The organism is Sporosarcina sp. FSL W7-1349, from assembly GCF_038003045.1.
Taxonomy (GTDB): Bacteria; Bacillota; Bacilli; order Bacillales_A; family Planococcaceae; genus Sporosarcina.
The window spans coordinates 500,670-516,477 of record NZ_JBBOOK010000002.1 but is presented as its reverse complement, the minus strand read 5'-3'; the positions used below and the strand labels follow the sequence as shown (position 1 = coordinate 516,477).

Sequence of the window (15,808 nt, the reverse complement as noted above, 5' to 3'; positions counted from 1 at the left end):
TTGCGGAGGTCCTTTTTTGCTTGTTTTTTACGCATTAATCGCGAGAAATACCTTTCAAAGCCATAAGGCTAAGGTGTAGGTGCAAAGGATCGGAGGCAGTCAACCGTTGCCAAATAATATTTTGAACCCGGGCTGAACTTCTTTAATAGGTAAGCGCTTTGAGCCTACTATTATCAACTTTCATCTACGCTCCCTGTTTTCTAAGGTGTTTTGGTTGAAAAGAGTAGTTGACTATAAAACTTCTAGTAGCTATAATATTAAAAATACTTATAATACCGATAAGACAAGTATACATTATAAGTTTTATAAGTTTGATAGGGGTGGAGTGAATGGAATATCGAAGGCTGGGTAGAACTGGAGTGCAGATTTCGAAAGTTAGCCTAGGTACCATGGCGTTCGGACGCTGGATTGACGAAAAGGCATCAGCAGATATTTTATATAAGGCGCTTGATTTAGGAATTAACGTCGTTGATACAGCTGATATTTATGGAAGAGGGATGGATAACGGCAATTTCGATCAATTGGGTGAGTCTGAAACCATTCTAGGCAATATTCTCAAACAGAAACGGAAAGATGTTCTCATTTCCACAAAGTTGAATAATCGGATGGGACCGTTCATTAATGATCGTGGTCAGAGTAGACATCATATTTTTCGTGCGGTTGAAGCGAGTCTACAACGATTACAAACAGATACTATTGATATCCTCCACGTTCACCGATTTGACCCTAACAGTACATTCGAAGAATCGTTACGGGCTCTGGATGATTTAATTTCACAAGGTAAGATCCGTTATATTGCTTGTTCAAACTTTGCTGCGTGGCAGGTAGCGAAAGCTCATGGCGTTAGCGCCTTGCATCATTTTGCCCGTTACGAAAGCATTCAAGCGGAGTATAGTTTAATCTCGCGTCAAATCGAGCAGGAAATATTGCCGTTTGCAAAATCGGAGCAGGTCGGCATCCTTGCCTACAGTCCTCTAGGTCGTGGTATTTTAGCGGGCAAGTATTCGTCGGCGAACCCACCACCTAAAGATTCGCGATTAGCGGCTGGAGAAGTAAAGTTAAAAGAATTGATTGCCCAAAAGCATATTTTTGAATACGTAGACGCGCTTGATGACATTGCCAAACAGATAGGGTGGAGCTTGCCGCAACTTGCGTTTAACTGGGTAGCCAATCATCCAGATGTCACATCTGCGATTCTTGGCGCAAGTAAATTATCACATTTGGAAGAAGCATTGAAATATGTGGATCATCGATTAACCAATGATGAACTTGAACTCATTAATAATGCTTATCAAATCTAAAAAAATCATGAAGCGAGGCATAGTGATAATGAATAGACAATTACATTTAGGATATTTTTTATTTGGTACAGGTTATCACCCCGCTGGCTGGCGACTACCTGAAGGGAAAGCGGATGGTTCATATGATATTGATTTTATTGTGGAAACGGCTCAAAAGTTGGAAAAAGCAAAGTTTGACTTTTTCTTTTTAGGAGATCGATTAGCGACCACACCATCGATGCAGCATATCTTCCCTTCCCAGATGACGCGTTTAGAGCCGTTTACGCTTATCTCCTATATAGCGGCGGTCACGAAGCAGATCGGTTTAATAGCGACAGTCAACACGACATATTCGGAACCTTATAATGTGGCTCGTTACACGACATCGCTTGACCATTTAAGCAAAGGCCGTGCCTCATGGAACGTGGTGACGGGTTCGGATCCCAATGCAGCTTTGAACTTTAGCCGGGATAAGCATTGGGATAATGAAAAACGTTATGATTATGCGGAAGAATTTATTGAAATTGTAAGAGGCCTGGCGGATACATGGGAGGATGATTCACTTCCCAAAAACAAGAAAACAGGTCAATTTGCGGACCCGGCAAAGGTTCATGAGTTAAATCATGTCGGTGAAAATTTTTCTGTCCGTGGTCCATTGAATGTGCATCGTCCCATCCAAGGCCAAGTTCCTCTTATCACGGCGGGGTATTCGCCTCGCAGTCAGCAATTGGCTGCCAAGTATGCGGATATGGTATTTACAGGTGGGAATGATCTCGAAGAAGCGAAACGATTCTATCGAGAAGTGAAAGCGAAGTTGGCGACGTATGGCCGCGAGGAACAGGATTTAAAGGTTTTGCCTGGACTCGTGCCGATTGTTGAAGAAACCGATGAGGCTGCCATTCAGAAATATAACCAATTAAATGAATTACTCGTCACAGATTTCGATTTGACAGCACTCTCTGAAAGGATTGGTTATGATTTTAGCCAACATGACATTCTAGATGCTGTACCGAATTTAGTCGGCACAAAGCAAGGCGAGAAGTGGCTCAAATTAACAAGTGCAGCTATTGGAACAGAGGACATCACCATTAAGGACTTATTCTACTTCTTCACTTCTGCTGTCCGTGGCCATTTGTTCGTCGTGGGCGGAGCGGATAAAGTTGCCGATTTGATTGAAATGTGGTTTGTAGAGGAAGCGGCGGATGGATTTAATCTATGCCCGCCATACTTGCCGGGCGGACTTGATAAATTTATCGATTTGGTGATTCCGCGTTTACAACAGAAAGGGATTTTCCGAACGGACTATAGCGGAAATACATTCCGGGATCATCTAGGTTTGGAGCGGCCGGAAAATCGATTTAATCGTGTAAAGGTGTGAAGTGATCGTGGCGAAATCAAAAAACAAAAAGCAGGCCTTGCTTCTCGCTTTCCAGCTCTTGTTCTTGGTTATCATTCTTGGAGCTGTTGAAATGCTTGTGCGTAAAGGCATGATCAACAGCCTCTATATACCGGCGCCTACCAGTATTATTCAAGATCTATTGAAACTATTCGAGGGTGGGTTTATCTGGCCGCATTTCTATGCGACCTTATCAGAGTTTGTCGTCGGTTATAGTATTGCGGCGGTGTTAGGGATCGGGTTCGGTATGTTTTTACTGTTAGTTCCGTGGGCAGAGCAATTTTTTCAGCCTTTCATCTCGGCATTGATGGCCATTCCTAAAGTCACGATTGTACCTTTATTAGCCCTTTGGCTTGGAATCGGTTTGACTCATAAAATTACGATCGTCTTTCTTTTTTGCTTCTTTACTATTCTGGTGAATACAATGACAGGCATTAAACAAACAGAAGAACGGCATTTGAAAGTGGCTAAAGTATATGAAGCAACAGTATGGCAAACAATTTGGAAAGTAACTCTTCCTTCTGCAGCGCCAACCATTCTAGCGGGATTGAAAATCTCTGCCGCCGCAGGGCTGGTCGGAGCCTTATTTGCAGAAATGCTTGCCTCCAAAGCAGGCTTGGGAAATGTATTAGTGAAGGCGACCACTCTATTTGATACATCACAAGCCTTTGCGATTGTCGTCCTCGTCACAATCATGTCCGTCTTAATCATTTCAGTGATTGATGTATTGGAAAAAAATATATTTTTAAGATGGAAAAACAAAATCTGATTTGGAGGAGACCTGACATGGGAAAGAAATTTCTTATCACTGCGCTTTTAATCCTGACTGTTCTTATTGGTGCTTGTGGGAATAAAGGGAAGCAGGCGTCGACCAATCCCAATAGTAGTCCGGAACAGAGCGGTGGAACTGGGGAAACTGAACGCATTACTATTAAATATGCTCCTCTAAGTGGTGTTAGCGGTATTGCGGTGCAGTTCGGCGCTGCTAAAGGTTTTTTTGAAGAGGAAGGCTTGGATGTTGAATTTATTAGTGTTCAAGATCCTATCACGGGTTTGTTGAGCGGGGATATCGATATAGCGGATGCACCTACTACGAATGCCATTCTATCAGCTGGTAAAGGGGCGCCAATTAAAATGGTTTCCTCTCTGTTCCGTTCTAAAGGGGCATTTTACTTAATTGGCCAGGGAGATATTGAATCCATTGAAGAGTTGAAAGGGAAAACAATTGGGGCCGCGAAGTTTGGCAGCGGTCTTGACGTCTATACACGGACGATTCTTCAAGAGCATGGACTCGATCCGGATAAGGATGTCACACTTGTGGCGAACGGAACTCATCAAGAAGCTTATGCTTCCTTCACAAATGGTCAAGTGGATGCCACTATCATTCATGAACCGTGGGTGTCGTATGCGGAAAGTGAGAAAACCGGTAAATTGTTAGCGCGTGGTTGGGATTACTTACCTACGTTCCACACAGGTGTGTTAGTAGCGAGTGACGATGCAATTGCAGAAAAACCAGAAGCCATTAAACGTCTGTTAAGAGCTTACTTTACCTCCCAGAAATATGCCAAAGAAAATACGGAAGAATTTAAAGAGTTTTATTTAGCGAATAGTAAAGTGGATGCCGGGGTATTGAGCCTCGCATTGGAACGGGAATTGGAAATTTGGGAAAATGATCCGAATGTCTCGATTGATTCATTGAATGACACGCAAAAAATTCAACAAGATTTGGGATTTCAGGATGAACTATACGACGTCGAAAAGTTTGTAGATTTACGATTCATTCCAGAAAACTAGGAGGGGTTGCATGGCCCAGTTTAAAGTTCAGGGGGTATCGAAAGTATACGAAGGATCAGTACCCACGGTCACACTTCAGGATATTGATCTTCAATTTGAAGATGGTGAATTTATATGCATTCTTGGTCCGAGCGGTTGTGGGAAAAGTACGCTTCTGGAATTATTGGCAGGCCTTCAAAAAACGTCGCGAGGTCATATTTATATCGACGACGAAGAAGTGACAGGTCCCAATAAGAAATTGGGTGTCGTATTTCAAGATCCTTCCCTATACCCTTGGCGGACCATCTCGAAAAATGTAGGGCTCGGCCTTGAATTCGCTCGGCATCACAAAAAAGAAATTCCGAAGCTTGTCGAGGAGTATCTGAAATTGGTGGGGCTTGAGCAGTTTGGTTCCAAGTATCCGCATCAATTATCAGGTGGAATGCGGCAACGTGCAGGAATTGCCCGCGCGTTGGTTGGTTCTCCTGAAGTCCTTTTAATGGATGAACCATTCGGTGCGGTCGATCACTTAACACGATTAGGTCTGCAAGATGACTTATTAAAGATTTGGGAGACTGAAAAGAAGACGATCATTTTTGTAACACATGATGTAAGCGAGGCTGTCTATTTGGCAGATCGAGTTGTCCTCTTATCGCCGCGTCCCGGGAAAGTGCAAGAAATATTCCAAATTCAAGCACCGCGCCCCCGCAAACGTGATGATATTGTCTTATCGGATATTCAAAACAAGATCTATCAATCCATTAACCATGTGAAAACAAATGAGGATCTTGAATATATGATTTAGAGGTGGAGCGAATGTCGAATTTCGTGGATACGGCTTGGTTGAAAGACTCTTTGGAAAATGAGGATGTCATTATTTTAGATGCACGTTATTCGCCGACTGACGCGGATTATGGGTTTTCTCACTATATAAAAGGACATATTCCGAATGCTCGCCATGTAGACATTTCGGCCATTACAGACGAGCAATCCGATTATGGCGGGGCAAAGCCGCTGCCGTATCCGGATCAGCTGGCGGGGATATTTGGTTCTCTAGGTATTCATGAACAGTCCACCGTAGTGATATACGACGATTATATTAAACCGGAATCCGCAAGAATTTGGTGGTTGCTGAAATTCATTGGCCATGAAAAAGTATTTGTATTGAATGGTGGATTTGCCCAATGGAAGGCGGATGGCTATCCGATAGTGCAAGAAGAGACTATCGTTCAGGCGAAGGAATACATACCATCGCCTCGCTGGGAAATTGCATTAAAAAAAGACGATATAGCGGGGGTTATTGAGCAGCAATCAGCTCACTTAATCGATGCACGAAACGAAAAGGTGTATGCCGGTACCCTAGGGAAGTCTGGCCATATCCCGACAGCTGGCAATTACTTTTGGCGACGCCATTTGAACGGCAACCAATTGAAACTAAAAGACGATATACAAGTGGGTATTCAGCATTATAAAATTTCGGATTCAATCGTACATTACTGCGGGTCCGGTATTTCAGCATGCTTCAACTATTTGTTGTTTGATGAAATTGGGTATCAAAATATTAAACTTTATCCGGGTAGTTTTACTGATTGGTCTGCTTCCTCAGACTAATTCTATCTTTCTACCTCACCATACCTTCCTTGTGAAAGGTAAGGGCATATCCCACTCTCTTCCCGCGTATAGTGATGGAAAAAGGGCGGTGTCGAGAATGAAGCGATGGGTTATCATTTGTATACTTTTCGGTTTCTCTTTAGGGATTGTGCTATACGGTGCGAACGCCTCGGATCGGGGCTTTTTCATGCCGGCTGAGCTGGGCGGGGTCAAAATCGTCATCGATCCGGGACATGGAGGGCTAGATGGCGGGGCCTCATCGGGAGATGTGGTGGAACGAGACATCACCCTGAAAATCTCGCATGAACTGAAAAAACAATTGGAGAAAAAGGGATCTACCGTTGTCATGACCCGGTTGAAGGAAGGGGATGCCTTGGCGGAGCATGCGCCGGGTGAGGAATTCGGGACGACGCGGGAACGGAAGTTGGCGGACTTGAAATTGCGTGAACAGATTGCGCTGGACGAAGATCCGGATATGTTCATCAGTGTCCATGTCAATGCGATTCCGGATTCGAAGTGGCGGGGTTCGCAAGTGTTTTATCATCCCGAGGGCCATCCGCATGGAGAACAGCTGGCTAAATCCATCCAATCGTCCTTTCAGGAGAATTTGAAAAATACAAACCGGGAAGCCTTGGCGATCAAGGGTGTTTATTTATTGAAGAAAGTTCCGACGCCGGCTGTGCTGGTGGAGACGGGGTTCATTTCAAACGATGAGGAACGCACGCTTCTCACCGATACGGCCTATCAGAAAAAGGTCGCCGAAGCGATCCTAGACGGAATTATTCAATTCCACCAATCGGATGAAAAATAAAGCCTTCTAATCGTGACACTTCGTGGGCTATGGTATACTTGGGAGGTGAATAATTAAACCTCCAAGGGGTGTCTGAATTGATCAATGAACAACAAGTTCGGGAATTGCTAGGTCCTCTAATGGATCCGTTTTTACATAAAACGCTTGCGGAGACCAATGGGATCGCAGAAGTTACAATTAAAGAAGAAAAGCAGCATGTCAGCGTCAAGCTGGCTATTGCAAAAATCAATACAGCTGAACAAATGGCACTTCAGATGAAAGTCGTGGAAACGTTGAAAGAGGCAGGCGCTGAATCTGTCGGCATCCGTTTTGAAGAGTTGTCTAAAGAAGTGCTTGAACAATTTCGAGGCACGGCTACTGCTGCGGAAGCGCAAGATATTCTGTCCCCGCTCAGCAACGTGGAGTTCATCTCGATTGCATCCGGTAAGGGGGGCGTCGGGAAGTCGACGGTTTCCGTCAACCTCGCCGTCTCTTTGGCGCGTCTTGGGAAGAAAGTCGGCTTGATCGATGCGGATATTTACGGATTCAGTGTGCCGGACATGATGGGCGTCACGGAACTGCCGGTTGTCCAAGGAGATCGGATTATTCCGGTAGAGCGTCTTGGTGTGAAAGTGATTTCCATGGGATTCTTCGTAGAAGACAATGCACCGGTCGTCTGGCGCGGCCCGATGCTTGGTAAAGCATTGGACCAATTTTTCCGTGACGTGGAATGGGGCTCGCTCGACTATCTCATCCTAGATTTACCGCCGGGTACAGGGGACGTAGCCTTGGATATCCACCAAATGATCCCGATGTCTAAAGAGATTGTCGTGACGACTCCACATCCAACGGCCGCTTTTGTCGCAGCGCGTGCGGGGGCAATGGCGCTTCAGACCGATCATGGATTGCTCGGAGTTATCGAAAACATGGCCTGGTTCGAATCTAAAACGACTGGAGAAAAGGAATATGTCTTTGGTCAAGGGGGCGGCGTGCGCCTTGCCGAGGAATTGCGCACGGAACTGCTCGGCCAGATTCCACTTGGACAGCCGGATTGGAACGAAGAGGATTTCGCTCCATCGGTGTATGCAGAAGATCATCCAATCGGTCAGATTTATATGGACATTGCTAAAAAAGTGGTTGCCAATACAGGTAAATGAAAAAAGATGGAGGGGGTCATTGACCGCCTCCACCTCCACTTCCTCCAGACTCCTCTTCTTGGCCACCTCCACTTTCGCCACCACCTCCGCCGCTTTGCCCGCCTTTTGTCTCGCCAGCTTTCATAATAAGCTCCTGCCATTTGGTTTGCAGTAGCGGGCTGCTAATCGTTTCTTGAACGACTTTTTCCAGATGCTTTTTCATATTTGCGGACTGCATTACGGTTTCCAGTTGCTTCTGCATATCGGGTTGTCCAAAAAACTCCTCCATTTCTTTCTGGAAGGAGGAATCATTCATGAGTGCTTTCATCACATCTTGTTGCTGTTCTTTCATGCTTTTGGCAATTGTTTCCGTAAACTTCGGATCTTCAAACTTTTTCTTCCAAAACTCATCGCCCTTTTTGGAGAGCAGCGTATCTTCAATGGATTTCTTCACTTCGGCCTGCTCCAAAATGAGCAATTCCCGGAATTCCGGGTCGGCCAGCATTTGCCGGATTGCCTTTTTCCCATCTTCCGTTTGGAGTGCATCCGTCGTCATCTTTTTCAGCTCATCGTATGTCGGTCCGGATTGCTGCATACTGCATCCAGTCAAGAGAATCGCCGCTAATAGAAAATGAAAGCCCTTGTTTTTCATGGAATTGAACTTCCCTTCCATCACCATTTTCATTTATTGTTCACAAAATGGCGCAGAATATGCATCGTTTGTGTAATGAAATAGATTTTTGAAGAAAACGTTGTTACACTAAAGACAGTATGTACAAACGGAGGAACCAGGTCGTGACAATACGAAATTGGATAAAATTCTTTTTTAACGCCTTATTCATAGGGGGAGCCATCACAGCGATCGTTGGTTTGATCGTGCGTTGGGAGTTCTTTTCTACATATTTAGCAAACGGTGAGATTTGGCAATTTATCGGTGCGTTTCTCTGGATGATCTTCCTTGGATTTACGATGAGTGTGGTAGCGCAGATGGGCTTTTTCGCCTATTTGACCGTCCACCAATTCGGAGTCAATATTTTCAAATCATTGACGTTATGGAATTGGGTCCAGTTGTTAATCATCACGGTCGTGTTATTCGACCTTGTCTTTTTTAGATTCCAGCTAACTTCCGGTGAGCCAGGACGTACGTTGCTGTATATCGGTTTGCTCGTCTCCCTGATCGGAGTAGCGGCCGTCACAGCGTATTTCAAAGCGAAATGGACGAAAAAGCATACGCTTATTTCAGCGCTATTTTTCATGATTGTTATCACGACGTTGGAGTGGCTGCCGGCTTTGATGGTGCGTTCGGGCAATATCGACACATGGGTGACAATCTTATTGTTCCCGCTTCTTGCGGTCAATTCTTATCAAATTCTTGCACTGCCGAAATACAATCGACAATCGGATGAAGATAAACAGCGGTTGGATGAACGGAAACGGCTGCGCAAAGCGGCGAAAGCAAAAACGGCCAAAGCGAAATAAGAAAACAGCACAGGACTGCTCCTGTGCTGTTTTCTATATTAAGAGGAAAGTTCCCGTTCGCAAGAAAAGCGGCATGGAATGCAAGCAACGGTACAGTAGTGCAATGAATCCCTGATTGAGTGCAAGCAATTCGCTTTCACTCTGGGATTTTCTTCGTTTTCACCGTCGTGCCGAAGAGGACATCTTCCATAGGAAGGAAGGTTCGCCCTTTATACAATGGATCGAGGGTGTCTAACTTCACCCGTTCGTGGCGATGGTGAGGAACGGATATAATCTCTCCCTCTTTCGGGGGCGGCACTGCTCCGCCTGTCCAAATGAAAGAGGATCCGAGCGCATTCACTTCCGCTTCCCATAATTGTTTTTGCAAGGATTGAGGGAAGCGCTCATCGATTGTTCGGAACCAGAGGGGCTTCACTCCAAATGTCTTTTCAAACCGTTTTAGTTGAGAGGCAAGCAGTTCAGGACTCTCTTCGTAGGCTGTGCCACTGTCGCCAAGCAATCCCACCGGAATATTTTTTTCATTGATTTGCCTAACGGTTTCTGGGAAGCGGTCTGTCCAATCCATATCAACCATCAGTAGTGGATAGGGTGCTTGCAATTCTTTGATCCAGTTTTCCACTTCAACATCCCCAAACGATATATTGACGGTCAGGGCCGAGCCGCTTGTTCCGCGCACAATGGCAGCCGGTTGATCCGTGACCCGGAAGACCGAGGTAAGCGTTCCCGACTCGAGGGATGGGGGGAGGAAAAGAAAAAGTGTGCAGAACACCATGCCGAAAAAAGCGATTTTATAGCGCATCCGAAACCCCCTGTTTGCAAAGTTACTCCATCTTATGAAAAAGGTTTGACGGATATGCCGAGCGCATGGTAGACTAAAAAAGTCGTCAGGAACAGGATGATCCATTTCCGGTAAAATGATGTTGAAAAAGTAAAATTAACTGGTATAATGGAGTTTGTCGTTAAATGAATACATATTACGATTCCGCAGTAGCTCAGTGGTAGAGCAATCGGCTGTTAACCGATCGGTCGTAGGTTCGAATCCTACCTGCGGAGCCATTTACATGCTTCCATAGCTCAGCAGGTAGAGTGCTTCCATGGTAAGGAAGAGGTCGCCGGTTCGAGCCCGGCTGGAAGCTTATTTTAATTCATGATAAGTTGCGATTTCCGGTAGAGGAAATCGCTTTTTTTGTCCAAATTGGATAGGAAGTATGGGGGATAATATCCATGAAGGGGAAGATAACGAGGGAGAAAATATTCCGAATAATGGGATTATAAAAACTTGCGGAAAGCGCTTGCGCATTTCTGGCGAATTTGCTAATATAACACTTGTGCCGTTCAGCTTGATAGTCCGACAAGAAAACAATGATTGTCGAATTGAAGAGGAATGGATCCATCATATTGAAAATGGCCCCTTGGTCAAGCGGTTAAGACACCGCCCTTTCACGGCGGTAACACGGGTTCGAATCCCGTAGGGGTCACCATTTTTTTTGGATTGTAACACATAGTTTCCGGAAAATGATTCATATTACTGGTGGGGTAGCGAAGTGGCTAAACGCGGCGGACTGTAAATCCGCTCCCTCCGGGTTCGGCGGTTCGAATCCGTCCCCCACCACCATTTATTTTCAAAAGAGATGCGCAGCTTATCGCCTCGTTAAAATGGGGAGAAGCAAGCAGGTCGCGGAAGCGATTGAGAGAAGGAAGGAGCGTACTCAGGTACGTGACTGACTGAGCGAAGGAAGCTGACAAAGAGATGCGCAGCTTATCGCCATTTTAACCATTGGGGTATAGCCAAGCGGTAAGGCAACGGACTTTGACTCCGTCATTCGTTGGTTCGAATCCAGCTACCCCAGCCATTTTCTGTATCATTTTACCAAACCATGTTTATGTATATTTCGACGAAATCCTTAATTTTAAATTAAGGATTTTTTTCTATTTATTTAAGAGTGAATTAGGAGAAGTTTAATAGATTTTACGGTACAATAGAAGAAATCCATGATACGAAAGTAATAAATGTGGGAATATTCGTTATGATGAGGCGATACCATGCAGGAAAAAACTAACAAAAGTATACAAGATGTGATACGTTTCGACGGCACACTAAGCGACCAAAAGATATTTGAAGACATCGCCTACGCACTTGACCAGTCTGCCATCGTCGCGATTACGGACAGGACCGGTAAAATTTTGTACGTGAATGAGTTATTTACCAAGATATCCCAATACAAGGCAGAGGAGCTCATCGGTTCGACCCACAGCATTGTCAATTCCGGCTATCATTCGGCACGGTTCTTCAAAGAGATGTGGGCTACGATCGGGAAAGGGAAGACGTGGCGGGGGGAAATACGGAACAAACGGAAAGATGGGACATTTTATTGGGTGGATACGACGATTGTTCCTTTTCTGAATAAAAAAGGAAAGCCGTATCAATATATTTCAATTCGGAATGATATCACCCAGCGTATCGAATCAGAAGTGATGGTCCGGAACTTGGCATACAATGATCAATTGACGGATCTGCCCAACCGGATCTCCTTTCGCAAGCAAGTCCATCATGCGGTGGATAAGGCCGAAAAGAAGAGGGAGAAATTGGCTTACGTCCGGGTCAACATCGATCGTCTTCGATATATTAACGATTCCCTTGGCTTCGAGGCAGGGGATTATGTCCTTTCCGTCATCGGCAGAAGACTGCGGGCGTTCTATCCAGCTAAACAGATTATCGGCAGACTGTCGGGCGATGAGTTTGCCCTTTTATTACATGGATGTAGAAACCATGAGGATGTCGGACAGCAGATGCAAGAAGTTCTTGCCTATTTGGAGGAACCGATTGAAGTGATGGGCCAATCGTATGTGCCTTCCTTCAGCATTGGCATCGCCCTATATCCGGAGCATGCGACGAAGGCTTCGGAACTGGCGATGAAGGCGGAAAAGGCGATGTCGATCAAAAAAGAACATGGAGGGGGCGGCTACGAGCTTTATCAGCAAGGAACCGCTACGAAATCCTTGGAACGTATTTTGTTGGAAAATGAACTGAGGAAAAGTGTGAAATTGGGACAGTTCCATATCGATTACCAGCCGAAGATCAATCTGCGCACAAATGAACTGGCTGGAGTGGAAGCACTCGTTCGTTGGAATCATCCAGATCTTGGGCGCATTCCTCCTGATAAATTCATCCCAGTGGCGGAAGAGACGAAGATCATCGTCCCGTTGGGGGAATGGATTTTGCGGGAAGGATGCAGACAGGTGAATGATTGGATACAGAAAGGATTCGCGCCATTCCGGGTGGCCATCAATATGTCTCCCGTGCAAGTGGAAGATCCGGGTACTGTGTCAATGGTTCAAAAAATTCTCGACGAGACCGGTACGCCTGCGGAATTAATTGAGATTGAAGTGACGGAAACCACATTTGCAGATCGGGAAGGACTGCGGGAAAAGATGCAGACCCTCCGTGATATGGGCATCACCGTGGCAATCGATGACTTTGGAACCGGATATAGCACGTTCAGTTATATCAAGGATTTGCCGGCGGATACTTTGAAGATCGATATGTCCTTCATCCGGGATATCCATGAGAATGAGGAGAGCCGTGCCATCGTCAAAGCGATCATCGCCTTGGCGGATACGGTCGGCTTGCGGGTCGTGGCGGAAGGGGTCGAGTACGAGGAGCAGGCCGAGATTTTACGATCCTTCGGTTGCACGGAAGCCCAAGGGTATTTATTCAGCAGGCCCATTCCTCCGGAAGTCTGTGAGCAGTTCATGAAACGGGCGGAAGATGTATAAATATCCGGGAACCTGTTGAGTTGAGCCAACCTTACCGAAAGCCTTAAAATAGGTTCAACTAAAGGGGAGGTATGGGGAATGGACAAATTACACATTTCATTGATCGGGGTTCCTCTCGATTATGGACAGAGCCGCCGCGGCGTGGATATGGGGCCGAGCGCCATGCGGTACGCAGGAGCGGTGGCCCGATTGGAAGCAATCGGACATGAAGTGAAGGATGAAGGGAATATATATGTAGGTGCAGCAGCCAGCGAGAAACCGAGCCATTCGAACTTGAAGAATTTAGAAGAAGTAGTTCAAGCAACCACCGCTCTGGCTAAAAAAGTGGAAAAAGTTTTGGAAGCGGATCGGTTCCCGCTTGTCTTGGGAGGCGATCATAGCATCGCAATCGGGACGCTTGCAGGGCTTGCGACGAAATATGAAAACTTAGGCGTCATCTGGTATGATGCGCATGCAGATATGAATACGGAAGAGACGTCCCCATCCGGTAACATTCACGGAATGCCCCTTGCCGTTAGCATGGGCCTCGGGCATGAGAAGCTTGTCGCCATCGGGCCGGCAGGGCCAAAAGTGAAGCCGGAGAATATTGTCATCATCGGAGCCCGCTCAGTCGATCCGGGTGAACGGGAATTGATCAAGGAAAAAGGGATTAAAGTGTATACGATGCACGAAATCGACCGGGATGGGATGACGGCAGTCATGAAGGATGCTATTGCTTACTTGCAGTCACGCCATTTGGATGGTGTCCATCTGTCGTTGGATCTGGACGGGCTGGATCCTCTCTACACGCCAGGGGTCGGCACGCCGGTGCCCGGGGGCATTAGTTATCGGGAAAGTCATCTCGCCATGGAAATGCTGGAGGACGCGCGAATGATCACATCGGCTGAATTCGTCGAGGTCAACCCGATTTTGGATGACAAGAATAAGACGGCAGATGTGGCAGTCGGCCTGATGGGTTCCTTGTTCGGGGAGAAGTTATTATAAACGCGATCGGATTGTACACGAACCCGGAATCCGCGGGGCGTGGCAATCCTTTTTAAGTTCCTTGAAATGGGAGGTATTTTACAAAACTTTAGGAGAAAAACATCGCCATCTTTGATAAAATAAAAAATAGTGATAAAAAATGAAACCTGTCGATACCTTCGGCCGTATATGAAGGGACAGCCGCACCGGGGGATGAAATAACAATGGATGACCTGGTCAATAAAAGGATTAATGAAGTTTTAAAAGGCAACCAGGATGCCTTTGAGGAAATTGTAACCTTATTCCAGCATCGGCTGTATCAGGTGTGCTATCGGATGCTGGGGAATGCGCAGGAAGCGGAAGACATTGCGCAAGAAGCGTTTGTGCGTGCTTATATCAATATCCATACATTTGATCAAAAACGGAAATTTTCTACGTGGCTCTTTCGAATTGCGACCAATTTGTGCATCGACCGGATTCGGAAGAAGAAGCCGGATTATTACCTGGACGCCGAAGTGCCGGGGACCGAGGGCTTGAATCTGTACTCGCAAGTGGCGGCAACCGATGAATTACCGGAGGACCAAGTGGAAAAGATGGAGTTGCAGGAACGCATCCACTATGAAATCGGCAGACTTCCGGACAAATACCGATCTGTGATTACGCTTCGTTACATCGAGGAATTGCCGTTGCAGGAAATTGGAGATATTTTAGAATTGCCGCTTGGGACCGTAAAGACCCGGGTCCATCGCGGGCGGGAAGCACTTCGAAAACAGTTGGGTACTATGTAGGAGGGAATTGGTATGAATACGTGTCCTGAATATGTTGTCGAATATATGCACGCGTATTTAGACGGAGATATCAGCCGGGAAGAAGAGCGGCTGCTACGAGAGCATTTGGATACTTGTCCCGAATGCAAAGAAATTATGAATGGATTAAGCGAATCCATCGCCTTTCTAGGGAGTGCTACCCAAATACAAGCTCCGGAAGGATTTGTGGAAGGGGTCATGGCAAGGCTCCCGAAAGAGAAATCCCAAGCCGGTTTTAACCGTTGGCTACGCAGACATCCGCTATTCGCAGCGGCTGCGTTGTTTTTTATCTTGATGAGCGCTACGTTATTCTCGAGCTATGGCAATGACCAACAATTCTCCGTGACGAAGCAACCGAATCTGATTGTGGAAGGGGAGACAGTGATTGTGCCAGAAGGGCAAGTCATCGAGGGCGACCTAGTCGTGAAAAATGGTAATCTTCGCATCGAGGGACAAGTCGAAGGCAACGTCACTGTTATCCGCGGTACGAAATATATGGCTTCCACGGCGGTGGTCACCGGCAATAGCGAAGAAATCGATGAAGTCTTCGATTGGCTTTGGTATAAAATCAAGAAAACGGTGAATGATGTCATCCCTTCCTCGGGTGGGGATCGTTCGACCGATGAGTGATAAACGAAAGGGAATGACCGGATCGCCGTGGCGTCCGGTTTTTTGGATGGTGGAATTATTAGGATCCTCATGAAAATCGCTTATCGGGGCCGAGCAGGCGCCCCGTGCTTTTGGCATTACATGAGGCGCTTTTATGCTATACTGTACGCATAGGAAATTGTGTAAGG

The 15,808-nt window shown here is 46.1% G+C and carries 15 protein-coding genes and 5 tRNA genes; 18 read left to right on the top strand and 2 right to left on the bottom strand.

Features of this window, described 5'->3' with window-relative positions:
* Positions 1 to 329: 329 nt before the first annotated feature.
* The 8 genes from MKY41_RS16455 to MKY41_RS16420 all read left to right on the top strand — a co-directional run bounded on the left by MKY41_RS16455 (position 330) and on the right by MKY41_RS16420 (position 8,007).
* A complete protein-coding gene (locus MKY41_RS16455) occupies positions 330 to 1,301 on the top strand; it encodes an aldo/keto reductase (protein WP_340746123.1) in 972 nt (323 codons plus the stop codon).
* Positions 1,302 to 1,329: 28 nt separating this feature from the next.
* Positions 1,330 to 2,658, top strand: coding sequence for an LLM class flavin-dependent oxidoreductase (locus tag MKY41_RS16450; RefSeq protein WP_340746122.1), 1,329 nt, complete (start codon positions 1,330 to 1,332; stop codon positions 2,656 to 2,658).
* A gap of 7 nt (positions 2,659 to 2,665) precedes the next feature.
* Positions 2,666 to 3,445: an ABC transporter permease gene (locus tag MKY41_RS16445; protein ID WP_340746121.1), complete on the top strand. Its 780-nt coding sequence runs from the start codon at positions 2,666 to 2,668 to the stop codon at positions 3,443 to 3,445.
* Positions 3,446 to 3,462: 17 nt separating this feature from the next.
* Entirely contained in the window at positions 3,463 to 4,470 is a 1,008-nt protein-coding gene (locus MKY41_RS16440; protein ID WP_340746120.1) for an ABC transporter substrate-binding protein, read from the top strand.
* A gap of 10 nt (positions 4,471 to 4,480) precedes the next feature.
* A complete protein-coding gene (locus tag MKY41_RS16435) occupies positions 4,481 to 5,254 on the top strand; it encodes an ABC transporter ATP-binding protein (protein ID WP_340746119.1) in 774 nt (257 codons plus the stop codon).
* An 11-nt stretch (positions 5,255 to 5,265) separates the two neighbouring features.
* Entirely contained in the window at positions 5,266 to 6,060 is a 795-nt protein-coding gene (locus tag MKY41_RS16430; protein ID WP_340746118.1) for a sulfurtransferase, read from the top strand.
* Positions 6,061 to 6,157: 97 nt separating this feature from the next.
* Positions 6,158 to 6,871, top strand: a complete 714-nt coding sequence (locus MKY41_RS16425) for an N-acetylmuramoyl-L-alanine amidase (RefSeq protein WP_340746117.1) — start codon at positions 6,158 to 6,160, stop codon at positions 6,869 to 6,871.
* Between the two features lie 77 nt (positions 6,872 to 6,948).
* Complete coding sequence (locus tag MKY41_RS16420) at positions 6,949 to 8,007, top strand: Mrp/NBP35 family ATP-binding protein (RefSeq protein WP_340746116.1); 1,059 nt, start codon at positions 6,949 to 6,951, stop codon at positions 8,005 to 8,007.
* Between the two features lie 16 nt (positions 8,008 to 8,023).
* On the opposite strand, the gene gerD is transcribed toward MKY41_RS16420, so the two are convergent.
* Positions 8,024 to 8,638, bottom strand: coding sequence for a spore germination lipoprotein GerD (gene gerD / locus MKY41_RS16415; RefSeq protein WP_340746115.1), 615 nt, complete (start codon positions 8,636 to 8,638; stop codon positions 8,024 to 8,026).
* Between the two features lie 143 nt (positions 8,639 to 8,781).
* Here gerD and MKY41_RS16410 point away from each other — a divergent pair, with 143 nt between their 5' ends.
* Positions 8,782 to 9,465 (top strand): KinB-signaling pathway activation protein, encoded by a 684-nt coding sequence (locus MKY41_RS16410; RefSeq protein ID WP_340746114.1) that lies wholly within the window; start codon positions 8,782 to 8,784, stop codon positions 9,463 to 9,465.
* A gap of 136 nt (positions 9,466 to 9,601) precedes the next feature.
* Here MKY41_RS16410 and MKY41_RS16405 read toward each other — a convergent pair whose 3' ends face one another.
* Entirely contained in the window at positions 9,602 to 10,264 is a 663-nt protein-coding gene (locus MKY41_RS16405) for a hypothetical protein (RefSeq protein WP_340746113.1), read from the bottom strand.
* Between the two features lie 182 nt (positions 10,265 to 10,446).
* Between MKY41_RS16405 and MKY41_RS16400 the strand changes: the two genes are divergently transcribed.
* The 9 genes from MKY41_RS16400 to MKY41_RS16360 all read left to right on the top strand — a co-directional run bounded on the left by MKY41_RS16400 (position 10,447) and on the right by MKY41_RS16360 (position 15,641).
* A tRNA-Asn gene (locus MKY41_RS16400) sits at positions 10,447 to 10,521 on the top strand.
* Between the two features lie 7 nt (positions 10,522 to 10,528).
* Positions 10,529 to 10,601, top strand: a tRNA-Thr gene (locus tag MKY41_RS16395).
* A 270-nt stretch (positions 10,602 to 10,871) separates the two neighbouring features.
* Positions 10,872 to 10,946 (top strand) — tRNA-Glu (locus MKY41_RS16390).
* A 49-nt stretch (positions 10,947 to 10,995) separates the two neighbouring features.
* A tRNA-Tyr gene (locus MKY41_RS16385) sits at positions 10,996 to 11,080 on the top strand.
* Positions 11,081 to 11,243: 163 nt separating this feature from the next.
* A tRNA-Gln gene (locus MKY41_RS16380) sits at positions 11,244 to 11,318 on the top strand.
* A gap of 190 nt (positions 11,319 to 11,508) precedes the next feature.
* Positions 11,509 to 13,242, top strand: a complete 1,734-nt coding sequence (locus MKY41_RS16375) for a sensor domain-containing protein (protein WP_340746112.1) — start codon at positions 11,509 to 11,511, stop codon at positions 13,240 to 13,242.
* Between the two features lie 78 nt (positions 13,243 to 13,320).
* Positions 13,321 to 14,226 carry an arginase gene (gene rocF, locus MKY41_RS16370; RefSeq protein ID WP_340746111.1) on the top strand — a complete coding sequence of 302 codons (906 nt, stop codon included), beginning with the start codon at positions 13,321 to 13,323 and terminating at the stop codon, positions 14,224 to 14,226.
* A 203-nt stretch (positions 14,227 to 14,429) separates the two neighbouring features.
* Positions 14,430 to 14,993 carry an RNA polymerase sigma factor SigW gene (gene sigW / locus MKY41_RS16365; RefSeq protein WP_340746110.1) on the top strand — a complete coding sequence of 188 codons (564 nt, stop codon included), beginning with the start codon at positions 14,430 to 14,432 and terminating at the stop codon, positions 14,991 to 14,993.
* Between the two features lie 12 nt (positions 14,994 to 15,005).
* On the top strand, positions 15,006 to 15,641 hold the full coding sequence (locus MKY41_RS16360) for an anti-sigma factor (protein WP_340746109.1): 636 nt from the start codon (positions 15,006 to 15,008) through the stop codon (positions 15,639 to 15,641).
* The last annotated feature ends 167 nt before the right edge of the window (positions 15,642 to 15,808 follow it).